We start from the raw sequence: 21,366 nt of genomic DNA on the forward strand, positions 1-21,366 counted from the left end.
GAAAAGAATTGGGGGTGAGCAATTTATGCAGAGATCGACGAGCCGTGCGATGCACCCGCCGTGGAGTCGCCACTTCGAGCGATGATCGAATCTGCAACACGCAACGCGTTCGCCGCGATCGACAGCGCCGGATTCATCACCGGGAGCGACGGAAAGAAGGAGGAGTCGACGACATACAGGTTGTCGACATCGTGTGCCTGGCAACTCGGATCGAGGACCGATGTAGCCGGGTCGGTACCGAGCCGAACGGTTCCGGCCTGATGCGAGTTGACCTCTATCCCTGTTCCTTCACTGATGACCACCGGAAATCCGATCTTGCGAAGCATTTTTCGCGTCTCGCGAACCAGAACCTCGTGTGCCCGGACGTTATTCGGTTTCCATGCGATCTGGATACGCCCTCCGGGAGTCAGCGTGACACGATTTTCAGGGTTGGGCAGATCCTCCGTGAACAGCCACCAATCGGTACTACGGTTCGTGGCAAGGCTCAACGCCCATTTGGGGATGTGGGGCCGTTGCCCCTTGATCATCTCCGCTTGGAGCTTCCCGATCAGTTGCACGTGGCCTAGCGGATACGGATGATCGTCAGTGCCACGCAGGTAGAAGTCGTTGAAGTACAACGTCTTTTGAAATTCGGACTTGTTCTTCTTGAGTGGGTCGATGGCCACCATGATCGAGTTCATGTGCACCATGTAGTTACGACCGACCATTCCGGAGGAATTTGCGAGCCCGTCAGGATGGACAGATGTGGCCGAACGTAGCAGCAGCGCTGCAGAATTGACCGCACCACAGGAGATTACGACCGTATCCGCACGTACTGTGGAGGTGACGCCGCGATGGGTCAATTCGACGCCTGATGCTCGACGTCCGGAATCGTCGGTCAACACCTTCTCCACGTACCCGTTCGTGACGATTTCGACGTTGCCCGAATCGAGTGCGGGTCGCACGCAACAGACGTCGGCATCCGATTTCGCCAAGGTACGGCAGGGGAACCCGTCGCATGTCTTGCATCGAATACATGACCCACCCTGCCGAAGGTCGACCCCGAGAGGGAGATTGGAAGGGGTGAAACCCGCCTTACGCATGTCGTCGGCGACCTGCTGTATCGCTGGCTCGTGCCCTACGGGAGGGTACGGAAATGGTTGGTCGCGTGGCAACGTCGGGTCGTCGGTGTGGTCGCCGTGAACCTTGTACACCTGCTCGGCACGTGCGTAGTAGGGTTCGAGATCGTCATACGAGAACGGCCATGCCGGCGATTCACCGTCCTGATGCCGTGAGGACTGAAAATCCTCTCTCCTGAACCTGACCAACGAGCCACCGTAGAATTTGGTGTTTCCGCCGACGTAATAGTAGGTGCCGGGGGCGAACTCCCGCCCTTCGGTGTCGACCCATTTTTCGGCGTTCTTGTACCGATCTTTCTCGAACACCGCTCGGGGGTCCCAATTCTGACGTTCCTGTGGAAGGAAGTCTCCCCTCTCGATCAAGAGCACATCGAGGCCGGAATCCTTGAGAGCGTATGCCATCGTTCCACCCCCCATTCCGCTTCCCACGACGATGACGTCGTAGTTGCTCTTACAGGGGGGATGACTGTCCATTCGTGTCTTTTCGAACATGGTTTCCGTCTCCTGGCTGGCTTGGCGCGGTACGTCCTTGAACCGTGCCGACTCAGCTTCTGTCAATCCTGACACAACAGGACTGCAAGTAGTTATACGTATCACTAAACGATACCGCCCACATGTGCGGTGTCAACCGCCCTGAAGACCTGGTCAGGTCGACGGGACGAGTGGATCGAAATCGGGAGCCGACACGATCGCAGTTCGTGCCAAATTCGCAGGCTCCATGATCGCGTCCAAATCCTCCTTGCCCAACAACCCGCGTTCGAGCACCAACTCCACGACGGTACGACCGGAAGCAAGCGCGTCCGCCGCCAATTCCGTCGCGGCTGTGTAGCCGATGTAGGGATTGAGCGCGGTCACGACACCGATCGAAGCCGCGACCGTTCGTTCGAGATGCTCGACGTTGGCGGTAATGCCGATCACGCATCGCTCGCGCAACACAGTGCAGCCCCGCGTGAGGAGTTCTGCAGTCTCGAACAAGCTGTGTGCAATGACCGGTTCGAATGCGTTGAGCTGCAGTTGACCCGCCTCGGCAGCCATGGTGATGGTCAGATCGTTTCCCACCACCCGGTAGGCAATCTGATTGACCACTTCCGGAATGACCGGATTGACCTTTCCGGGCATGATCGACGAACCTGCCTGCACCGCAGGTAAATTGATCTCACCCAGACCTGCTCGTGGGCCTGAGGACAGCAATCTCAGATCGTTGCAGATCTTGGACAGTTTGACCGCGGTACGCTTGAGCACTCCCGACAGCTGAACGAAGGCCCCGACGTCCTGGGTTGCTTCGATGAGATCCGATGCCGTCGAGATGTCGAGACCGGTGATCGACACCAGATGCTCACGCACACGTCTGGCGTACTCCGGGTGCGCATTGAGACCGGTACCTATCGCCGTCCCTCCCAGGTTGATCTCCGAGATCAACCGAGCGGCCTCTTCCAGTCTCTGAGAGTCCTCCTTGATCATCACGGCGAACGTGACAATCTCTTGACCGAGAGTCATCGGGACCGCGTCTTGCAACTGAGTCCGCCCGACCTTGAGCACGTGGGAGAACTCGGCTGCTTTCTCCGCGAATGCGCCTGCAAGTTCGTCCATCGCACCTCGAAGCCTGGTGACGGCACCTTGCAAGCCGATTTTGATCGCGGTGGGGTAGACGTCGTTGGTGCTCTGACTCATGTTGACGTGTTCGAGCGGATGGAGGAATTGGTACTGCCCCCGTTCGCCGCCGAGAATTTCGAGCGCGCGGTTCGCGACCACTTCGTTGGCGTTCATGTTCGATGACGTGCCGGCACCACCCTGAATGACGTCGACGACGAACTGGTCGGTGAACCTGCCCGCACGAATCTCCTTGCAAGCTTGCTCGATCGCCGCTGCATGCTCGGGCGAGAGGATTCCGAGGTCGGCGTTCGCCCGAGCAGCGGCCTGCTTGACCGCAGCCAACGCCGATACCATGTCCGGGTGGACCGAGAGAGGAATACCGGTGATCGGGAAGTTCTCCAGTGCTCTCAGCGTGTGGATGCCGTAGTAGGCCTCCGCAGGCACTTCGCGATCACCGAGCAGGTCGTGCTCGATGCGCATCGTCATTTGAGGTTTGCCGCCACCGGGATCTCGCCCCACGGTAGTTCGGCTCCACCGAACTTCGCCGCACGCAGGTCACCTGAACGGGCGTGGCCTTCGAAGCGTTCCAGTCGGGACAGTCGCGCAGCGATCTCGCCGATCCTGGCGCTCGCCGCCGGATCGCGCACCTCCTGGAAAGTGAGGGTTTTGAGGAACTTCCCTACCCAGAGCCCTCCGGTGTAGCGCGCAGCGCCAAGAGTAGGAAGTACGTGGTTGGTCCCGATCACTTTGTCGCCGTATGGAACACACGTTCCTTCCCCCAGAAAAAGGGCACCGTAGTTGCTCATGCTGTCGAGCGCTTCACGCGGATTCTGCGTCAGGATCTGTACGTGCTCGGAGGCAAACTTGTCCGCGAGTTCATATGCTTCGGAGAGAGTCTCGACAACGTGGATCTGTCCGTGGTCGCGCCAAGCGGGCCCGGCGATCGCGTTCGTCTCCAGACCGGGTAGCAATGCGTCGATGTGTTTGATCACCTCGTTGCCCACAGCCTCGGACGTCGTGATCAACACACACGGTGAATCCGGACCGTGTTCAGCCTGGCTGAGTAGATCCACTGCGATGGTGAACGGGTCGGCGCACTCGTCGGCAACGATCAGTGTTTCGGTGGGACCTGCAAAGAGATCGATTCCGACCTCACCGAAGAGTTGACGCTTTGCCTCTGCCACGTATGCGTTGCCCGGCCCCGTGAGGATCGAGACAGGATCGATCGTCTCGGTACCGAGAGCCAGCGCTGCAATCGCCTGTACGCCACCGAGCACGAAAATCTCGTCGGCCCCGGCGAGATGCATTGCGGTGATGCTGATCTGGGGCGGAAGCCCGTCATTCGGGGGCGTCGTAGCCGCGACGCGTTCGACGCCTGCGACCTTCGCGGTCAGCACCGTCATGTGCGCCGACGCTGTCAGCGGGTACCTGCCACCCGGAACGTAAGCTGCAGCCGCGTCGATCGGAATGTTCCGGTGCCCCAAGAACACGCCGGGCAGAGTCTCGACCTCGAGGTCTGTGATGGTGTCGCGCTGCGCCTGGGCGAAGTCGCGAATCTGACGCTGCGCGAACTGCAGGTCCTCGAGGACCGTTGTCGGGACGGACTTGACGATCTCGCGGATCTGATCTTCGTCGAGCCTGAACGAATCCGGTGACCACCGGTCGAAACGGTCAGAGTACTTGCGGACCGCGTCGTCACCGTTGGCACGAATGTCTGCGATCACACCCGCGACAGTGTCGACCACCGCCGGATTGCTGGCACGCTGCGCTGGTTCGCCGACTGCGGCTTTGAGAACGAACGACATTGGCGGGTTACTCCTTCGAGGTGAGGCATGAAATCAAACTGATAGCCCTAGCTTTCCTGCGAAGTGATCCAGCGGACAGACACATAGGGGGAACCACTTCTGCCAAATTCTGCCCAATCCGTGCATGATATGCCGGTCGTTCGAAAGCTCACGGTCAGAGCAGGTGCAGCGCTCGCGCCTGCTCACAGTGGTCGATCAGCGGCTCACGCTTGCACGTTTTGGCGCTGTCGATATCTATCGCCACTTCGTAGGGTTGGCCTACCAGATTTCGTCCGCGCCGAACTCCTGACGTCGAGTCGGCCGATACCCGGAGCCGTCGCTGTCTATTCGACATCGTCGATGCCCGAGAAGGAATACTTCGATGAGCGAACAACCGCATCTCGTCTGGGGAATCGTCGGTGCGAGTGATATCGCCGAAACGAGAATGATTCCCGCACTGCGAAGGACCGGCCACCACATCAGTTCCGTGTACAGCGGAAATGCGGACCATGCCGAGCAGTACGCACGTCGGAACGAGATATCGAACGGAACGAACAAGCTGAACGATCTGCTCAGCGATCCCCTCATCGATGCGGTCTACATCTCCAGTGCAAATGATCGCCACCTCGAGCAGGTGTGCGCGGCGGCAGCAGCCGGAAAACACGTTCTCTGTGAGAAGCCGCTGTCGACGAGCATCGACAATGCGCGGAAGATGACCGCCGCTTGCGAATCCGCCGGCGTAGTCCTAGGCGTCAACCACCACCTGCCCGCAGCAGGTACGCACCAGGCCATTCGACGCACAGTGGCGCGCGGCGACATAGGCCGGATTCTGTCGGTCAGTGTTCGCCACACGTCGCTCCTACCCGAACGTTTGCGAGGGTGGCGACTCGGTAGCACGCCGGGATCAGGCGCCGTCATGGATCTTTCCTGCCACAACGCCTCCGTCGTGAATCCGCTACTCGGCACAAGAGCACTGACGGCGAGCGCGATCACTGTGGCCCAAGGAGATTGGGTGACCGAAGCCGAAGATGCAGCCTCCTCGTCGATTCTCTACGAGAACAACGTCCTTGTACGATTCCACGACACTTTCACTACGCCATTCGCACCCACGTATGTGGAGGTGCACGGGACAGCCGGCAGCCTTCATGCAGCCGACGTCATGACTCCGGAACCCATCGGGTCGGTCGTTCTGCACGATCGCCGGGGATCGCACGAGATCGATGTCGAAGACCGCCGGCACACGTACGACATCACGCTGGAACACTTCACCCGTGCCACGCGCGGTGACGGCCGACCAGTCGTCGACGGACTCGACGCGACCAACGCACTGGCAGTGAGCATCTCGATACTCGAGTCGGCCAGGACGGGTAACCGGGTCCCAGTCGACTTCTGTGGACAGTAGCCGTTCACAATTCACACTCGGAGCTGGTTCGATCCAAGGTAGAGGTTCATGAAACGTCCCACTGAGCGTGACGAAAATACGGATTGGAATAGATTCGCGATCCCACAATTCGTGGAACTTCTGCGGGCCGGTTCAGTTGGGCGCGGCCCGGCAATCGTAGGGATCGATGGGAGGGGTGGTTCCGGCAAGTCGACGCTGGCCGCACTGCTATCGGCAAACTGTACAGGGACGGTCATCGTGCACACAGATGACATCGCGTGCAGTCGAACATTTTTTGGCTGGGATACCTTGCTCGCCAAGGAATTACTGGAACCTATCCGGCGAAATGGGCTTCCATTCACCTTCCAGCCGAACCACGACAAGCCTCGCGATATCGCTGTCCCTGACCAGACGACGTTGCTTCTCGTGGAAGGTGCCGGGTCGATCCGCCGTTCATTGCGGATGTTGTACGACGCGACAGTGTGGGTCGACACCGCACCGGAGACAGCGCGACAACGATTGGTCGAGCTCGGCGAGGATCCACAGGGCTATCACGACGACAGGATGATCGAAGAGAATTCGTTGCTGAACGCGGACCGCCCTTGGGCGCACGCAATGTTTCACGTGTCTGGAACCAACTCTGCGACCAACGGCACAGTCCTGGTGCGCCGAACATAACCCCGTCGACCTCGAACGGCATTGGCATCACGAGTCGTCCACGGGGTTGTCTACGACGGGTCGCTGCCCAGTTGCGGCATATTCTCCTGTACAGAGCGTCGGTGTCTTGTCATGTACGTGGCGTCGGTGTCGCCAGCGATCGCGCGGCCCGATTCTGTACGAGTAGCAACCTGGATCAATCCGAGCCGAAACACACTACCGGGCACGGCGAGCCGCGACGAAGGGTGAGATCGAGCCTCTCGGCGATATCGTGAGGCGCGAAAAGGGCCGAACCCGAATAGTTCTCGATCTCTTCCAGACTCCACCATCTGAAACCGTGTAGGTGCTCATCGCGCAATTCTGCGTCGGTCAGTGCCCCTCGTGGTTCGAATTCATGAACTCGAACCAGGAAATAGAAGTTGTCGACGCCGCTGAATCCGGGAAAGTGCTCTGGATCGATGATCGTTTGGCGCCAGACGAGCGGCTGCGTCGTGCGTAGTTCGAGCCCTACCTCTTCTCGAAGCTCTCGCTCGAGTTTGCCGCGTGGGGTCTCACGTTCCTCACAACGGCCACCGGGCGTGATCCAATAGGTTTCATCGGATCTAGATCGAAACTTGCACAACAGTATTCGATACGAATGATCCACGATCAGCGCTCGCGCAGAACGTCTGATCGACTCCGAAGGTCCGCCGGTGCTCATGTTTCTTCCTCAAATCCCGAACAGAATTTCCTTCCGTTCGGTGACACCAGTGCGAGTACACCGGATTTCGATGTACTCGCACGTGGGCCACTGCTTGTTCGACCTCAGCGGGAGACCGTGTGATGCTCCGGCTTCGGAGCATTTCCCGTACGTTCAGTTTCCGAGTATCGCGGAACGGTTTTCATCAAAACAGGACCGCCGACGGCGATGAGCAGGAGCAAGATTGCCGGCAGCGCCGGCATCCAGCCGATTCCGAATCCGTCGACGATGAGCGTGATCGCAGCCGGCCCGGCGAGCATGCCGACGTAGCCGATCGCATTGACAATTCCGATGTTTCTTCCGGCGTTCTCGGGGTCACGACGGCCGGCAGCAGAGAGCATCAGCGGAGCCATGCATGCCAGCCCGAGCCCCAGGAGAACGAATCCCACCAGGGCGAACGGAGCTGACGCACCCCCGATCGCGAGCAAGGCACCGACGAATCCGATCACACCACTGACGGCCACGATGACGCGCGCACCGAAGTACTCGGCGAGCCGGTCGCCGAAGAGGCGCCCCACGAACTGTGCACCGGAGTAGAAGGTCACAGCTGTCGCAGCCATACCTGCGCTGGTATCGGCATGGCGCCGGACGAACTCCTGTCCCCAGTCCAGAATTGCGCCTTCGCTGAGCATCGATGCCAGCATCAAGAGGCCGAATCCGGCCATGATCAGCAAAGTCGTCGTCGACGCCGATCTCTCGGTTGTCGATTGCTTCTCGATCGCGACTGCGGCAGCCGGGGGAAGCAGCTCATCGCGAGTCAACAGCCAGCGACCGAACACAGCTCCGAGAACCGACATCGTGACACCGATCGAGATGTAGGCCACGGCGGGGCTCTCGACATAGTGACGGGCGATTGCACTGGCCACCAGGCCGATGACGAATCCGCCTGCCGGATAGGCCGCGTGGAACGCAGACATGATGGGCCTGCCGTAGTAACGCTCCACCTGCACACCGTGTGTGTTGAAGGCGGTATCGAAGGCACCTCTCAACAGGCCGATCATCACGCCGAGGAACATTGCGCTGGCAATACCCTGCAAGAACGCGAACGGGATATACATCAACGGGTAGATGATCATCGTCGGCATACAGGTGGCTCGCGGACCGTACCTGTCGACGAACGGCCCGATGAGGAAGCAGCCGACTGCAGCGCCGACGCCGATCGCCAGTGCCACCAGCCCGAAATTCGAGTCTCCGCCCTCCCCCGACCACCCCAGGTGAGCACGGAGCGCAGTGGTGTTCGTCGACCACGTGAGCATGACCGCTCCCAATTGCGCGAATCCGAAGAATGTCGCAACCCGGGCAAGCCGAATTCGCTGGAGGCTCAGCGCCGGCCGGTCTTCCGAAATGTTCGTAGTCATTGTGAGTCCTCAATCTGCACACGCGTGCCCCTCAATAGGGTTGCGAGGCACGTCATGTACTGCAATCAGCGTTGTCCAAATCACGTTACGGAGTCGCCATCACAACAACGATGCGCAGTGCGAGAACTAATTCACCATAAATATGCACATATCGCGCACATCCTAGGCCAAACAGTCCCCGCAGCCGCACGCCCGCCAGGTCGACACTGCGCACTGCATCATTGCGCGTAACGACACCGGGGGATAACATTCACCATTCTCGTGCGGTTAAACGTATCACCGCACGTGGAAGAGTCAATAGGGCAAGAATCAGCGCACTGGTAATTGATCGACCGAGCCGTGTGCCCGAAGGTGAGCCTCGTGCCGGTGTAAAAGTAGCTACAGCGAGCCTGCACTGTTTTGCAACGACGCGTGGACGGTCACCCGCGAGACCGCACTCGCAAGCCTCCTGGCCGGCGCTGACCGCCTACTGATCCCCGGCGGCGATGAAGTCGCCACTGTTGCAAAGTCGTTGGCCGCCGCGGCCGTCCGGAATCCGATAGCTGGAGAACGCCTTCGCAACGCAACAAACCGTGTCCGCGCGCTGGTCAATGCGACCGACCTACGCGATTTCCCAGGCAAACAAAAGCGAGGTTGAACGCGTCGTGGCCGACACCAAACGCTGGCGACCGCCTTCCGCGACACTGCACACAGCAGTTACTCCCCCACCCGCTTCGCCCGCACAGTCACTCCCCCACCCGCTTCGCCCCCACAGTCACTCCCCCACCCGCTTCGCCCCCACCATGCGCCTCGCTATCTCCAAATACCTCTCCACCAACTCGTCCGGAGACAACTCACCGTCCGGTCGGTACCAGACCGCGACGGCGACGCACATCGTCACCACGGCTCGGCTGGCGTCCTCGGGATGGTCGGCTTCGAACACTCCCGAAGCGACGCCGTCGAGGACGATCCGGTCCACCTGCTTCTGCTGTTCGTCGCGCTGGGCGATGTAACCAGCCCGGCTGTCGGGCTCCATGCTGCGAATCTCCGAGGAGGCGACGAACGACTGCTCGCGTCGAAACATGTGGAACCGCAACAGAGATTCGATCACCGCGTCGAAGCGATCGGAGGGATCGTCCCCGGCATCGAGTTCGGCGGCGCGGCTTCGCTCCAACAACTCCGTCATCACCACGGTCGCCAGACCGATCAGCAGAGCCTGCTTGGACGGGTAGTGGTGGTAGAGCCCCGGCACCGACAGCCCGGACCGCGACGCGACGTCACGGATCGAAGTCCCGTGATAGCCCTGCTCGACGAACGCCTCCAGCGCCGCAGCGAGCGGTTTCGGTAGTCCCAGGTCTTCGTAATCGCGCCAGGACCCGCGTACCGGAAGCTCGTTCGTCATACCGATACCGTAGATCGCTCTTGCGCCGCCGCCGAACACGTCGGAGCCATTGGTTAGAGTCGGTGTTCACCGAAAGACAGGGACCAGTCATGATCCATGTTCGCCACACCGCGGTTGCTGCCGTGCCGGTTGATGTCGCCTTCGACTACATCGACAACTACCGCAATGTCCCGACGTGGATGTTCGGTGTTTCCGAGTTCACCCCGTTCGGAGAGTTCGATCAGGGACTCGGCGCCACGTTCGACGCGGCCATGCAGATCGGGCCGAGCACGTTGCGCTCCAAACTCGAGGTCACCGAGTGGGAGAAGAATCGGATCATCAAGCTGTCCTCGCTCGGCGGTGTATCCAACTCGTCCACGTGGGAGTTCGCCGCGATCGACGATTCCAAGACCGAGCTTTCCGTCGACTTCGCCTACAAACTGCCCGGCGGCATTGCCGGCAAGGCACTCGGCCGATTGATCGGACCGTTCGTCGAAAACGCTGTCAAGAACAGCGAGGAAACACTGCGCCACAGCCTCGAGGAGCAGTTCGCGGCCCGCGGCGAAGGCTGAAACTACCCGCGGTCGCCTTCGAGTCCCAGCGCGTTGGCCCACACCTGAGTAGCCGTCTTGACGACGTCCTCGAACGGGACGGGGTTGCCGTCGGCGCCAGGTTCCTCGGAGACGAATGAACTGTAGGCAAGGCGGCTCACCATCGCCGACAGTGCTCGGGAAGCCAACAGCGGGTCCAACGAGGCGTCTGCCTTGCCAGCTGCTTGCAAGCGTTCGATGGCTCGGGCATTGCGAGAAATGAAGGTTTCGGCGCGGTCCCGACGCAGTTTCGCGAAGGCCGGGTCGATATGCGATACCTGCTCGAGTAGGCCCATGAGTTTGGCGTTGCGGCGAAAAGCCGTCAGGTAGGCACGGTTGCTCGATTCGAGGACCGCATACGGATTGTCGACGTCGCGGACCCGTCCCATGCCGGGGTGCAGCATGTCTTCCTGCGCGACGTCGAGAACTGCGGCGAAGATCTGCTCTTTGTTGTCGAAGTAGGTGTAGAACGTGCCGGTGGAGCAGTTCGCTTCCTTGGTGATGTCCGTGAGACGGGCGTCGAGATACCCTGCGCGCTCGAACACCGTTCGAGCCGCTGCGACCAGAGAAGCCCTGGTCCGGACGCCGCGGGCAGTCACCGGCAGGTCACGCAGAAGCTCCGTCGCAGCCATGGATGGTGGCGGACGGTCTTCCCAGTTCTCCTGAGGTTCGGCGCGAGAGGTCACCAGCTACTTATACGGCAAAGCCGGCGACATCTCGGCATCGGCGTCAGGTGATGGTGATTCCTCCGTCGACGGCGATGGTCTGACCGGTGACGTATCCGCCGGCCTCGGACGCGAGCCACACCATGGTGGCCGCGAGCTCTTCCGGATCGCCCATGCGGCCGAGGATCAGGCGCGGAGCCATCGCGTCCAAGTAACCGTCGTTGTATTGGTCTGTCATTTCCGACTTGAAGAAGCCGGGCGCGATCGCGTTGACGCGAATGCCCTTGCGCGTTCCCCACTGCTGTGCGAGGTCGCGGGTCAATCCGACGACGCCTGCCTTGCTCGCCGCATAGGCGGCCTGCGGGAGTCCGGCGGTCGTCAATCCGAGAATGCTCGAGATGTTGACGATGGAGCTGCCTGGGAGCATGACGCGGCCGCAGGCCTGCGCTGCCCAGTAGGACCCATTGAGGTTGATGTCGATGACGGCGCGGAACTGGTCCGGGGTCTCGCGGGTCGCCGGAACGGCAGTTCCGACGCCGGCGTTGTTGACCAGCACGTCCACGCGGCCGAACTTCTCCATCGCGGCGTCGACCATGTTCTGAGCCTGAGCCGGATCGACGATGTCGGTGGCCACGCACAATGCTTCGCGGCCTGCGTCACGCACGAGCTTGGCCGTGTCTTCGAGCTTGTCGACGCGGCGAGCAGCGAGGACGACGTCCGCGCCGGCCTCTGCTGCGGCTTTCGCAAACGCCACCCCGAGGCCCGACGACGCACCGGTCACGATGACCACTCGATCGGTCAGAGAGAACTTGTCGAGAACAGACATGCGCGGTGATGCTCCTGTGTCGTCGGGTTCGGGAAGTGGCGGTTGCAGTGACGTATCGACTGCAGTTGCGAAATTACAGGCCGAGATCGCGGCCGATGAGTTCCTTCATGATCTCGTTGGATCCGGCCCAGATCTTGGTGACGCGGGCGTCCATCCACGCGCGAGCGGCGCGGTACTCGGTCATGAAGCCGTAGCCACCGTGCAACTGAACGCAGTGATCGAGGACCTCGTTCTGCACCTGCGCGGTCCACCATTTAGCCTTGGCGGCGTCGATGGCGGTCAGCTCGCCGGCAGCGTGTGCCGCGACGCAGTTGTCGACGTAGGCCTGGGTGACCTCGATGCGGGTGACGAGATCCGCGAGAAGGAATTTGTTCCACTGCAGCGAGCCGATCGGCTGACCGAAAGCCTTGCGGTCCTTGGCATATTGCAGCGTCTCTTCGAGGATCGGAGCGGCGTGCGCGATGTTGGACACCGCAGCGCCGACGCGCTCCTGCGGCAGCATTTCCATCATGTGGATGAAGCCGCGGTCGATCTCACCGATGATGTTGGTGGACGGCACGCGAACGTTCTCGAAGAACAGTTCGGCGGTATCGGACTCGTGCTGGCCGACCTTGTCGAGCTTGCGTCCGCGCTCGAAGCCTTCCATGCCGGTCTCGACGGCAAAGAGGGTGATGCCCTTGGACTTCTTCTCGGGACTGGTCCGAGCCGCCACGATCACGAGGTCGGCGTTGTAGCCGTTGGTGATGAAGGTCTTGGAGCCGTTGATGATCCAGTCGTCGCCGTCCTTGACCGCAGTGGTCTTGAGCGAGGCGAGGTCGGATCCACCGGAAGGCTCGGTCATGCCGATGGCCGTCAGCATCTCACCGGTGCAGAACTTGGGCAGCCAACGCTGCTTCTGCTCTTCGGTGGTGAGCTGAACGAGGTAGGGAGCAACGACGTCGGCGTGAATGCCGAAGCTCGAAGCAACAGCTGCACTGGCGCGCGAGAGCTCTTCGGCCAGAACCGCGTTGAAGCGGTAGTCGCCGGCTTCGCTTCCGCCGTACGCCTCCGGAACCTCGAGTCCGAGGAAGCCGTTGCGTCCCGCTTCGAGCCAGATTTCACGATCGATGAAGCGCTGGTCGATCAGCTTCTCTGCGACCGGAAGGATGTTCCGGTTGACGAATTCGCGAGCAGATTCGCGAAATGCCTCGTGATCGGGTCCGTACAGAGTGCGACGCATGACGAGTTGCTTCCTTTCGGCGTGGCAAAGCCACACGTAACGATGTTCCTAAGCATTCGCTTAGAATCTAAGCACCTGCTTATAGTGAATCGAGAGCGGGATATTGTCAACATCGAAATCCGTCACACCTGGAGGAAACCGTGAGCGATTCACCTGACGTGGTGATCAGCCCCTCCAAAGCTGCGGCCCGTATCCGCGCGGCAGCCGTGGACGCTTTTGCCTCTGCCGGCTACGGCGGCACCACCACCCGTGACATCGCCGCGCGACTCGACATGAGTCCCGCCGCCATGTACCCGCACTACCGCTCGAAAGAAGAGTTGCTTTTCGCGATCAGCTACGAAGGCCACACCGAAGCGTTGAAGGTGGTCGAGGGCGCCGACCGACCGGGTGAAGAACCGTCCGTTCGTTTGCAGGAACTGATCAGCACCTTCGCCAGTTGGCAGGCGGGGCACCATTCACTCGCTCGCGTTGTCCAGTACGAACTCACTGCCCTCACACCAGAGCACTACCGAACCGTCGTCGCGCTTCGCCGCAGCACGACGCGGGTGGTCCGGGAGGTTGTCGATGCCGGCGTGCAGTCAGGCGACTTCACGATCCCCGATGCCGAAGGCGTCACCCTCGCCTTGATGTCCCTGTGCGTCGACGTGTGCCGCTGGTTCCCGGCCGGCAATTACACGAATCCGGAAGACATCGGAAAACTGTACGGAGACCTGGCATTGAGGATGGTGGGCGCCGCCCGAATCAGGTGACACCGACCGCAGAAAGGACTCGGCCAGTGGCCAACCGCACCTATCTCTACTCGACCCCTGTTGCCCCGCATGAGAATCCGGCTGCCGCTCGCGCCCGAGGTCTCACCGGTATCTCCGAGTGGTCGTACGCGATACCGCTGGTCCCGAGGATCCTTGTGTCCGTGAATCCCTTCGCCCAACAGTCGATCATCTGGGACGACACCCCCGACCTGATCGCGGTCACCGCGCCCTGTGGTCCTGGTATCGCCCGGCTCGAAGACTTCCTCGGCCGAATCGATCACCCCGAACTCGGCACGATGGCCGGCGATGCGCTGCGTTTCCTGCGCAGCCACACCGAGCCCGACCACTACTTCGTCCTCGAGTGCGGCGAGATCTTCGACATGGACGACGAACCGTTCGCCGAACAGGGCACGGCCCTGATGACCGGTCTGGCGGACATCGACGCCGAGATGGAGGCGGCGCTGGCCACGCTCGCACCCGTCAAGCCAAGCTTCTGGGAGCGACTGTTCACGCCGACTCAGGAGAGCGTCGAGGAACCGCTACGCGAGCTCGGCCTCGGTTACTGGTCCGAGACCCTGTACTTCGATCTCGACGTCCCTCGATAGGAGCCGATCAATCGGAGATCTCACCCAACCGACGCTCCAGGTAGGCCCGCTCCGGTTCCGTACCAACGAGTTTCAGAGCTTGTCGGTACGCGGATGCCGCTGCGTCGGTGCGCCCCAACCGAGCAAGTAGTTCGGCTCGTGCAAGGTGATACGGATGGTAGTCGGCAAGTTTGGGCTCCGCTGCCAGTTCCTCCAGCGCAGTCAGCCCGACTTCCTCGCCGTCGCGCATCGCCAACGCTACTGCCCGATTGACGGCCACGACCGGCGACGGAGTCAGCGTGAGGAGCACTCCGTAGAGCGCGCAGATCTGTGGCCAGTCGGTGCTCTCCACATCTGCGGCCTCGTCATGCAATGCGGCGATGGCGGCCTGCACCCCGTACGGCCCCGGCGCTCCCCCGGTCAACGCGACTACGACGAGGTCGCTGCCTTCCTCGATCATCGGCTGGTCCCAAAACCCGCGATCCTGGTCTTCGAGGAGCACGATCCCGCCGGCGGCGTCGGTACGGGCATCCCGACGCGCGTGGACGAGAAGCATCAATGCAAGCAACCCGGCGATCTCGCGCTCATCGGGAAGCAATGCGCGCAAGATCCTCGCCAGCCTGATCGCCTCCACCGCCAGGTCGACGCGTTGCAGATCCGGACCCGAACTCGCTGCGTACCCCTCGGTGAACACCGAGTAGATCACCTGCAGAACACCGGGCAAACGTTCCGGGAGTTCTTCGGCGCTGGGAGTGCGGAAGGGAATCCGAGCCTGACGGATTTTCTTCTTCGCGCGCACGATCCGCTGCGCCATCGTCGCCGAAGGAACGAGGAAGGCCCGAGCGACTTCGGGCGTCGTCAACCCGCCGAGGCAACGCAAGGTGAGTGCGATTCGGTCGTCCTCGGCCAGCGCTGGGTGCGAGCAGGTGAAGAACAGCTGCAACCGCTCGTCGGGAAGTTCTCCGTCGACCGTGGGCGGCGCCGGGTCGGCACGATCGGCGTCCACCTGCATCACCGCCAATCGCGCCGCATAGGCCTGATCACGACGAAGCCTGTCGACGGCTTTACGACGCGCCGTGGTCAGCAGCCAGGCGCCGGGTTTAGCCGGCACTCCGTCCACGGGCCAGTGCACCAACGCGGCCTCGACGGCTTCGGAGGTGACTTCCTCGGCCAGATCCAGATCACCGAAGCGGCGGACGAGCGAGGCCAAGAGTCGTCCGCGTTCCTCCCGGAACACTGACTCGATGGAGTTCTCGGCCTGCTCGTCCACGGTGAATCAGTCCCCGAACCCGGCCAGTGGACGCACCTCGACGCTGCCGCCGTCGCGCGCGCCGGGGCACCGCGCGGCCCATGAAAGCGCCGCATCCAGATCGGGAACGTCGATGACGTCGTAGCCGCCGAGGATTTCACGGGTTTCTGCGAAGGGTCCGTCGGTGACGGTCTTTTCTCCGGACTGCGAGACCCGAACCGTCGTCGTAGTCGTCAGGTCGGCGAGGGCATCGCCGGACACCCAGATCCCGGCATCCTTCATTTCCTTGTCGTATTGCTGCCAGTCCTCGAACGTGCACTGGGGTTCGGTGTCTCCGCCGGGTGCGGTGTAGATGAGCAACATGTACTTCATGACTGACTCCTTGGTCTGTTGTTTCTCTTCCGGCTTTCTTGCCTTACAACATGACGACGAACGGTTCTCCCCGGAATCGACAGGCGACTCGAAAAAACTTTTGGCGAGTTCGTCCGAGGCGCTGCCGTTAGGCTGAGTGTATGACCGAACGCGACCGGGACGCCGCTGGGAAACCCCTCAATTCGCGGCCCCGTGACGGACTCGGACGTCCACTGCCACGCGACGCAGCGGGCGGTGTCCCGCGCATTCCGGACGATGTACGCCTGCCACCAGACGAGTCGATCACCGAGGCGCAGCGCCTCCTCGACCACGGCATGCCTTTCCACGCACACGAGATTCTCGAAGGAACGTGGAAAAGCGCGCCGCCCGAGGAACGTGACCTGTGGCAGGGACTGGCTCAGTTGGCCGTCGGGCTCACCCATCTGCTTCGGGGCAACAACACCGGCGCCGTCTCACTCCTCGGCCAGGGTCACGACCGCATCAGGCACTACGAGGTCGAGAGTCCGCACGGCCTCGATATCCCCGGTCTACTGACGTGGTCCGAGCACCTGCTCGCCGAAATCGATCGCCCCGGCGATTTCCCCGCCCCTCCGATTCCGAGGTTGAGAATCCCCTGATGCCCATCTTCCCCATGTTTCCGCTCGGCTCCGCTTTGCTACCGGGTGAGGTGTTGCCCCTGAACATCTTCGAACCTCGGTATCGCGCACTGGTCGAGAACGTTCTCGAAGCTGCCGACGGCCCACTGTTCGGAGTAGTGCTCATCGCTCGTGGCCACGAGGTCGGTGGCGGCGAATCACGTCACGACGTCGGCACTCTGGCTCGGATCGAGTCTCATGTCGCCATGGGTGCCGGGCGGTATCAGTTGTATTGCCGGACCGAAGACCGCATCCGGGTCAATCGATGGCTGCCGGACGATCCCTACCCACTCGCCGAGGTCGAATTGTGGCCTGACGAGAACAACGGAACACCAGTCACTGCTTACGAATACGACTCGCTCCTCGAGCGCATCGAGTTCATGTACGGAATGTTGGGAAAGCTCGCACTTCGGGCCGGCGAACAGACTCCGCGAATGCCCGTCCCACCGGATCCCTTGGATCCGCTGGGTTCTCGGCTGTATGCCCTCGCCAGGAGCATTCCGATGGGTGACGCCGATCGCCTGGCGATTTTGACCGCGCCAGGCGCCGACGAACGTATTCGCGCACTCTCGGAGGCAGTCGAGAACACCATCGAGGTCGCGCAGTTCAATCTCCTCTGAGCGCAACTACGCCATCGTCTGACCCATGTCGATGACGATCTTCGTCCCGGTGACCGCGCGGGAGAGGTCCGTCGCGAGGTAGACAACAGCGTTGGAGATGTCCTCGACGGTGGTGCGCGGGACGGACGTGAGCGGCCACTTGTACGAGTTCATGTACTCCGGATGAGTAGTGAGTACCTTACCGACGTTGGGATCGTTGCCCATCTCGGTCTCCACCGCGCCAGGGTGGATGGTGTTGACTCGAATGTCGAAGCTTCCCAATTCCGTTGCAGCAGTGCGAGCCAAACCCACGAGGCCGTGCTTGGCCGCCGAGTAGTGCGCGCAGCCGGGCGCTTCGGCGACGCCGGCAGCACTGCTCACAATCACGATGGAACCACCGTTGCCGGCTTCGATCATTGCAGGAACCGCAGCTGTCATCGTGCGCCAGACACCATTGAGATTGATGTCCACCAGCGTCGACCACTGCTCTTCAGGCATCTCCCAGAAACGGTTCCACGTAGCGATGCCCGCATTGGCAATCACGACGTCGAGGCGACCGAACTTGTCGACGCCCGACGCCACCGCCGCACGCAGTGCCTCGAGGTCACGGACGTCCGCTACAGCGGTGACGATCTCGCGCCCCTCCGCTCGCACGAGACGAGCCGTTTCTTCGAGGTCGGCTTCAGTCGCGGCCGCGTAACCCACGTCTTCGGACACCGACGCGCACACGTCGACAGCGATGACGTCTGCACCTTCCTGCGCGAGTCGAATCGCGTGATTGCGTCCCTGACCCCGCGCTGCACCGGTGATGAAAACGACCTTGCCTGCCAACAGTTGTGTCATGGCCGGGACGTTAGACGCTGATGTGGCCCGCTGCCTCCGAGTTCCCGCTCGACGGGAATCAACCGTCGACGATGACGACGTGAAGATTCCTCGGACCATGGACACCTTCGACGCGTTCGAGTTCGATGTCGGAGGTCGCCGATGGGCCGCTGATCATGGTGGTGGGGCGCTCCGGTGTCAGATTCGCAATCGCCTCCGGCACTCCCACTTCCACACTGCTGCGATACACGACGCAGATGTGTGTGTCCGGTACCAGTGTCAACGCACGGCGTCCCTGTGATGGACCGGCGTCGAGGAAGATGGTGCCGGTTTCGGCGCACGATACCTTCGAGCCGGTGACAACGGCGTCGAGGTTCTCGAGTTCAGGAGCCGGTACGTCCGGGCTGTCCACCACCAGCGTTCCGTCGAATCCGGCTACCCATGATCGGTCGAGGCCGGCGGGGATCCCCAGAGTGTGTAGTCCGCGCCCTTTCAGTATTCCGGCGACGGCCTCGGCGATTTCTGTTGCAGCGCAATGGTGAACGTGCGCCTTGTAGTCCACCAGACGGTCGACGAACAAATCGATGAGTTCCTCGTCGGACATGGTTCTGCCAGTCCGGTAGTTTCGCGGTATCTCGCCTTCGCGGGCGGGCGCCAAGGTGATGGCATCACGAATGCGTCCGAGCACCACTTCACGTGAATTCATCTGTCCGCCTTCCCGTCACGACGAGCCTCGTCCAATGCCGCGCGGCCTTCGTCGGAGTCCCACCAGGATCGGAAGGTCTGCTTGGGCGGTGCGGGAATGTCTCTGGCAGCTGTCCAACCGTTCAATGGAGGTGGCAACGTAGAGATCTTCCCTTTCCTGCCGGCCACGACGCGTCCGAGCCCGGCAGCTTTCTGAGCCAACGTCCACCGGCCCTCGGTCGACATCGCCAGAGAGGCGGCTTTCATCGCCAAAGACTCTGCCGTGATACCGGATTGCTCGACCTTCTGGTGCCGCAATTCGACGAGCAGCGAGGGTATGTCGATCTTGACCGGGCAGGCGTCGAAGCACGCACCGCACAGACTCGAGGCAAAGGGAAGCGTCGAGTTGGGATCGTCTTTGCCATGCATGCCCGCGAGCTGCGGAGTCAGCACCGCGCCGATCGGTCCCGGATAGGTCGATCCGTAGGCGTGACCGCCGGTGCGCTCGTAGACCGGGCACACGTTCAGACACGCCGAGCACCGTATGCAGCTCAGGGCTTCCCTCCCGATCTTGTCGGCAAGCGCGGCAGTCCGACCGTTGTCGAGGAGGACCAGGTGGAACTCCTGTGGACCGTCGTCGGGCGTGACGCCGGTCCACATGGAGGTGTACGGGTTCATCCGCTCCCCCGTCGAGGACCGCGGCAGCAGTTGCAGGAAGACCTCCAGATCCTGATACGTCGGCAGAATCTTCTCGATGCCCATCACGGTGATCAGTGTTTTCGGCAGCGTCAGGCACATTCGCCCGTTGCCCTCCGACTCCACGACGGTCAGAGTGCCCGTGTCCGCGATGCCGAAATTGGCGCCGGAGACGGCGACCGGCGTCGTCATGAACTTGTGGCGCAGAAACTTTCGTGCAGCAGCGGCAAGTTCGGCCGGGTTCTCCCCGAGGTTCGGATCGACATCTGGCATCTCACGAAGGAATATCTCCCGAATCTCGGACCTGTTGCGATGGATCGCGGGAACCAGGATGTGCGACGGTTTGTCATGGCCGAGTTGGACGATCAATTCCGCGAGATCGGTCTCGTAGGCGGTGATTCCGTGGGCTTCGAGATGCTCATTGAGACCGATCTCCTGCGTGGCCATCGACTTGACCTTGATGACCTCGTCGGAGCCGGTGGCTTTGACGAGTTCGGTCACAATGGCGTTGGCCTCGTTGGCATCCGCCGCCCAATGCACCTGCCCACCGCGCGCGATGACTGCAGCTTCGAACTGTTCGAGCAGTTCCGGCAACCGCGCCATGACGTCGGCCTTGATCGCCGAACCCGCATCACGCAGGTCTTCCCAATCGGGAAGCTCTCCAGTCACGTTGATGCGCTTGGCACGGATGGTGTGCGTCGCCTTGCCGATATTGCGTCGCAGTTGCGCGTTGACCAGCTCGTGATGTGCTGCGACGGGGAATTTCTCAGTACCTCGCAGGAACCCTGCACCCTCGGGCGACCTCGGCGGGAAGCTTGGCAGACCCAGCGTCACAGCGCTCATGCGTGCACCCGGCTTTCCACCGACGCCAGAATCTCCGCGAGGTGGATGGTCTTGGCGCCCATCTGCAGTCGCGACATACCGCCGCCGATGTGCATGAGGCAGGACGAGTCTCCGGCGCTGCAGAATTCGGCGCCGGTGTCCGCAACGTGGCGAATCTTGTCCGCCAGCATGGCCGTCGAAGTCTCCGCATTCTTGATGGCGAAGGTGCCGCCGAATCCACAGCAGGAATCTGCTTCGGGGAGTTCGACCAGATCGATGTCGCGGACGTTGCGCAGCAACTGAAGTGGCTTGTCCCCCACCCTCAACATGCGCAGTGAGTGACAGGTCGGGTGATAGGTGACCCGGTGCGGGAAGTACGCGCCCACATCGGTGACCCCGAGAACGTCCACGAGGAATTCGGAAAGCTCGTACGTCTTTGCCTTCACGGTCTGCACCTGTCCACACAGCGACGCGGTGCCGTAGCGCTCGGCGACGATCTCGTGTTGATGACGGACCGAGCCGACGCACGACCCCGATGGTGCGACAACCGCGTCGATCGACGCATCACCGAAGGTATCGGCGTAGTTCGCGACCAGCGGTAGTGCGCCCGGCTGATAGCCGGTATTGACGTGCATCTGCCCGCAGCAAGTCTGCCCGGACGGAAACACGACGTCGTGCCCGAGACGGGTGAGCAGGAGGGCGGTGGCCTTGACGGCGTCGGGAAACATCGTGTCCCCGATGCAGGTGGCGAACAGCGCTACTCGCATGTGGTTCCCCGCAATCTGTCGGTGTGGTCTGACCACAGTAATACATCCCCGGACAGGCCACCCCATAAACGGCGTCCTCCCGGTTATGCTCTTGCCT

General features: G+C 61.7%; 22 protein-coding genes. 7 read left to right on the top strand and 15 right to left on the bottom strand.

The annotated features are described in order from the left end of the window. Positions 1-23: 23 nt before the first annotated feature. From AOT96_RS06355 to hisD, 3 genes are all read right to left on the bottom strand, one after another. Positions 24-1,610 (bottom strand): GMC family oxidoreductase, encoded by a 1,587-nt coding sequence (locus AOT96_RS06355; RefSeq protein WP_054188484.1) that lies wholly within the window; start codon positions 1,608-1,610, stop codon positions 24-26. A gap of 153 nt (positions 1,611-1,763) precedes the next feature. Continuing rightward, positions 1,764-3,197 (bottom strand): aspartate ammonia-lyase, encoded by a 1,434-nt coding sequence (locus AOT96_RS06360; protein ID WP_042923920.1) that lies wholly within the window; start codon positions 3,195-3,197, stop codon positions 1,764-1,766. Then, entirely contained in the window at positions 3,194-4,516 is a 1,323-nt protein-coding gene (gene hisD, locus AOT96_RS06365; protein WP_042923916.1) for a histidinol dehydrogenase, read from the bottom strand. The genes AOT96_RS06360 and hisD overlap by 4 nt, the downstream gene beginning before the upstream one ends. A 361-nt stretch (positions 4,517-4,877) precedes the next feature. Here hisD and AOT96_RS06370 point away from each other — a divergent pair, with 361 nt between their 5' ends. Together AOT96_RS06370 and AOT96_RS06375 are read left to right on the top strand one after the other, a co-directional pair. Next, the gene (locus AOT96_RS06370; RefSeq protein ID WP_042923914.1) at positions 4,878-5,897 is read left to right on the top strand and encodes a Gfo/Idh/MocA family protein; all 1,020 of its coding nucleotides are present in this window, start codon (positions 4,878-4,880) and stop codon (positions 5,895-5,897) included. 237 nt (positions 5,898-6,134) lie between these two features. Beyond that, positions 6,135-6,554 (top strand): hypothetical protein, encoded by a 420-nt coding sequence (locus tag AOT96_RS06375; protein ID WP_125052065.1) that lies wholly within the window; start codon positions 6,135-6,137, stop codon positions 6,552-6,554. Between the two features lie 175 nt (positions 6,555-6,729). Here AOT96_RS06375 and AOT96_RS06380 read toward each other — a convergent pair whose 3' ends face one another. The 3 genes from AOT96_RS06380 to AOT96_RS06390 all read right to left on the bottom strand — a co-directional run bounded on the left by AOT96_RS06380 (position 6,730) and on the right by AOT96_RS06390 (position 10,011). Beyond that, positions 6,730-7,233 (bottom strand): NUDIX domain-containing protein, encoded by a 504-nt coding sequence (locus AOT96_RS06380; RefSeq protein ID WP_065351453.1) that lies wholly within the window; start codon positions 7,231-7,233, stop codon positions 6,730-6,732. A gap of 104 nt (positions 7,234-7,337) precedes the next feature. Next, on the bottom strand, positions 7,338-8,630 hold the full coding sequence (locus AOT96_RS06385) for an MFS transporter (RefSeq protein WP_065351454.1): 1,293 nt from the start codon (positions 8,628-8,630) through the stop codon (positions 7,338-7,340). A 754-nt stretch (positions 8,631-9,384) separates the two neighbouring features. Continuing rightward, entirely contained in the window at positions 9,385-10,011 is a 627-nt protein-coding gene (locus AOT96_RS06390) for a TetR/AcrR family transcriptional regulator (protein WP_030536574.1), read from the bottom strand. Between the two features lie 89 nt (positions 10,012-10,100). On the opposite strand from AOT96_RS06390, the gene AOT96_RS06395 reads away from it, so the two are divergent. Next, positions 10,101-10,562 (top strand): SRPBCC family protein, encoded by a 462-nt coding sequence (locus AOT96_RS06395; protein WP_003940411.1) that lies wholly within the window; start codon positions 10,101-10,103, stop codon positions 10,560-10,562. A 2-nt stretch (positions 10,563-10,564) separates the two neighbouring features. On the opposite strand, the gene AOT96_RS06400 is transcribed toward AOT96_RS06395, so the two are convergent. The 3 genes from AOT96_RS06400 to AOT96_RS06410 form a co-directional block, all read right to left on the bottom strand. Beyond that, on the bottom strand, positions 10,565-11,212 hold the full coding sequence (locus AOT96_RS06400) for a TetR/AcrR family transcriptional regulator (RefSeq protein ID WP_007730038.1): 648 nt from the start codon (positions 11,210-11,212) through the stop codon (positions 10,565-10,567). 97 nt (positions 11,213-11,309) lie between these two features. Then, positions 11,310-12,071 carry an SDR family NAD(P)-dependent oxidoreductase gene (locus AOT96_RS06405; RefSeq protein ID WP_003939707.1) on the bottom strand — a complete coding sequence of 254 codons (762 nt, stop codon included), beginning with the start codon at positions 12,069-12,071 and terminating at the stop codon, positions 11,310-11,312. Positions 12,072-12,144: 73 nt separating this feature from the next. Continuing rightward, complete coding sequence (locus AOT96_RS06410) at positions 12,145-13,290, bottom strand: acyl-CoA dehydrogenase family protein (RefSeq protein ID WP_007730036.1); 1,146 nt, start codon at positions 13,288-13,290, stop codon at positions 12,145-12,147. 140 nt (positions 13,291-13,430) lie between these two features. On the opposite strand from AOT96_RS06410, the gene AOT96_RS06415 reads away from it, so the two are divergent. Further along, the gene (locus AOT96_RS06415; protein WP_050654586.1) at positions 13,431-14,039 is read left to right on the top strand and encodes a TetR/AcrR family transcriptional regulator; all 609 of its coding nucleotides are present in this window, start codon (positions 13,431-13,433) and stop codon (positions 14,037-14,039) included. A gap of 26 nt (positions 14,040-14,065) precedes the next feature. Beyond that, entirely contained in the window at positions 14,066-14,644 is a 579-nt protein-coding gene (locus tag AOT96_RS06420) for a DUF7822 domain-containing protein (protein WP_042926530.1), read from the top strand. Between the two features lie 7 nt (positions 14,645-14,651). Here AOT96_RS06420 and AOT96_RS06425 read toward each other — a convergent pair whose 3' ends face one another. Then, on the bottom strand, positions 14,652-15,893 hold the full coding sequence (locus tag AOT96_RS06425; protein WP_064687766.1) for an RNA polymerase sigma factor: 1,242 nt from the start codon (positions 15,891-15,893) through the stop codon (positions 14,652-14,654). 6 nt (positions 15,894-15,899) lie between these two features. After that, positions 15,900-16,244: a YciI family protein gene (locus AOT96_RS06430; RefSeq protein ID WP_003939718.1), complete on the bottom strand. Its 345-nt coding sequence runs from the start codon at positions 16,242-16,244 to the stop codon at positions 15,900-15,902. A gap of 140 nt (positions 16,245-16,384) precedes the next feature. Here AOT96_RS06430 and AOT96_RS06435 point away from each other — a divergent pair, with 140 nt between their 5' ends. Together AOT96_RS06435 and AOT96_RS06440 are read left to right on the top strand one after the other, a co-directional pair. Beyond that, a complete protein-coding gene (locus AOT96_RS06435; RefSeq protein ID WP_003940372.1) occupies positions 16,385-16,861 on the top strand; it encodes a DUF309 domain-containing protein in 477 nt (158 codons plus the stop codon). Beyond that, positions 16,861-17,499 carry an LON peptidase substrate-binding domain-containing protein gene (locus AOT96_RS06440; protein WP_064073901.1) on the top strand — a complete coding sequence of 213 codons (639 nt, stop codon included), beginning with the start codon at positions 16,861-16,863 and terminating at the stop codon, positions 17,497-17,499. The genes AOT96_RS06435 and AOT96_RS06440 overlap by 1 nt, the downstream gene beginning before the upstream one ends. A gap of 6 nt (positions 17,500-17,505) precedes the next feature. On the opposite strand, the gene AOT96_RS06445 is transcribed toward AOT96_RS06440, so the two are convergent. Genes AOT96_RS06445 through AOT96_RS06460 form a run of 4 tightly spaced genes read right to left on the bottom strand, consistent with a single transcriptional unit; the run spans position 17,506 to position 21,269 of the window. Further along, entirely contained in the window at positions 17,506-18,321 is an 816-nt protein-coding gene (locus AOT96_RS06445) for a mycofactocin-coupled SDR family oxidoreductase (protein ID WP_007730029.1), read from the bottom strand. Between the two features lie 58 nt (positions 18,322-18,379). Beyond that, positions 18,380-19,006: a LutC/YkgG family protein gene (locus AOT96_RS06450; RefSeq protein ID WP_047272066.1), complete on the bottom strand. Its 627-nt coding sequence runs from the start codon at positions 19,004-19,006 to the stop codon at positions 18,380-18,382. Continuing rightward, positions 19,003-20,523 carry a LutB/LldF family L-lactate oxidation iron-sulfur protein gene (locus AOT96_RS06455; RefSeq protein WP_065351455.1) on the bottom strand — a complete coding sequence of 507 codons (1,521 nt, stop codon included), beginning with the start codon at positions 20,521-20,523 and terminating at the stop codon, positions 19,003-19,005. Before AOT96_RS06455 ends, AOT96_RS06450 begins: the two co-directional genes overlap by 4 nt. Beyond that, entirely contained in the window at positions 20,520-21,269 is a 750-nt protein-coding gene (locus AOT96_RS06460) for a (Fe-S)-binding protein (RefSeq protein WP_003940529.1), read from the bottom strand. Before AOT96_RS06460 ends, AOT96_RS06455 begins: the two co-directional genes overlap by 4 nt. Positions 21,270-21,366 lie beyond the last annotated feature (97 nt).

The sequence above is a fragment of the Rhodococcus sp. 008 genome (assembly GCF_001682295.1).
GTDB classification, from domain to species: Bacteria; Actinomycetota; Actinomycetes; order Mycobacteriales; family Mycobacteriaceae; genus Rhodococcus_F; species Rhodococcus_F qingshengii.

Excerpts from the sequence above, each read along its gene's own strand:
- AOT96_RS06360 (WP_042923920.1), bottom strand. The coding sequence starts at position 3,197 with ATGACGATGCGCATCGAGCACGACCTGCTCGGTGATCGCGAAGTGCCT.
- AOT96_RS06445 (WP_007730029.1), bottom strand. The coding sequence starts at position 18,321 with ATGACACAACTGTTGGCAGGCAAGGTCGTTTTCATCACCGGTGCAGCG.
- AOT96_RS06450 (WP_047272066.1), bottom strand. The coding sequence starts at position 19,006 with ATGAATTCACGTGAAGTGGTGCTCGGACGCATTCGTGATGCCATCACC.
- AOT96_RS06380 (WP_065351453.1), bottom strand. The coding sequence starts at position 7,233 with ATGAGCACCGGCGGACCTTCGGAGTCGATCAGACGTTCTGCGCGAGCG.
- AOT96_RS06435 (WP_003940372.1), top strand. The coding sequence starts at position 16,385 with ATGACCGAACGCGACCGGGACGCCGCTGGGAAACCCCTCAATTCGCGG.
- AOT96_RS06460 (WP_003940529.1), bottom strand. The coding sequence starts at position 21,269 with ATGCGAGTAGCGCTGTTCGCCACCTGCATCGGGGACACGATGTTTCCC.
- AOT96_RS06430 (WP_003939718.1), bottom strand. The coding sequence starts at position 16,244 with ATGAAGTACATGTTGCTCATCTACACCGCACCCGGCGGAGACACCGAA.
- AOT96_RS06395 (WP_003940411.1), top strand. The coding sequence starts at position 10,101 with ATGATCCATGTTCGCCACACCGCGGTTGCTGCCGTGCCGGTTGATGTC.
- AOT96_RS06370 (WP_042923914.1), top strand. The coding sequence starts at position 4,878 with ATGAGCGAACAACCGCATCTCGTCTGGGGAATCGTCGGTGCGAGTGAT.
- AOT96_RS06405 (WP_003939707.1), bottom strand. The coding sequence starts at position 12,071 with ATGTCTGTTCTCGACAAGTTCTCTCTGACCGATCGAGTGGTCATCGTG.
- AOT96_RS06355 (WP_054188484.1), bottom strand. The coding sequence starts at position 1,610 with ATGTTCGAAAAGACACGAATGGACAGTCATCCCCCCTGTAAGAGCAAC.
- hisD (WP_042923916.1), bottom strand. The coding sequence starts at position 4,516 with ATGTCGTTCGTTCTCAAAGCCGCAGTCGGCGAACCAGCGCAGCGTGCC.
- AOT96_RS06390 (WP_030536574.1), bottom strand. The coding sequence starts at position 10,011 with ATGACGAACGAGCTTCCGGTACGCGGGTCCTGGCGCGATTACGAAGAC.
- AOT96_RS06385 (WP_065351454.1), bottom strand. The coding sequence starts at position 8,630 with ATGACTACGAACATTTCGGAAGACCGGCCGGCGCTGAGCCTCCAGCGA.
- AOT96_RS06400 (WP_007730038.1), bottom strand. The coding sequence starts at position 11,212 with ATGGCTGCGACGGAGCTTCTGCGTGACCTGCCGGTGACTGCCCGCGGC.
- AOT96_RS06410 (WP_007730036.1), bottom strand. The coding sequence starts at position 13,290 with ATGCGTCGCACTCTGTACGGACCCGATCACGAGGCATTTCGCGAATCT.
- AOT96_RS06455 (WP_065351455.1), bottom strand. The coding sequence starts at position 20,523 with ATGAGCGCTGTGACGCTGGGTCTGCCAAGCTTCCCGCCGAGGTCGCCC.
- AOT96_RS06440 (WP_064073901.1), top strand. The coding sequence starts at position 16,861 with ATGCCCATCTTCCCCATGTTTCCGCTCGGCTCCGCTTTGCTACCGGGT.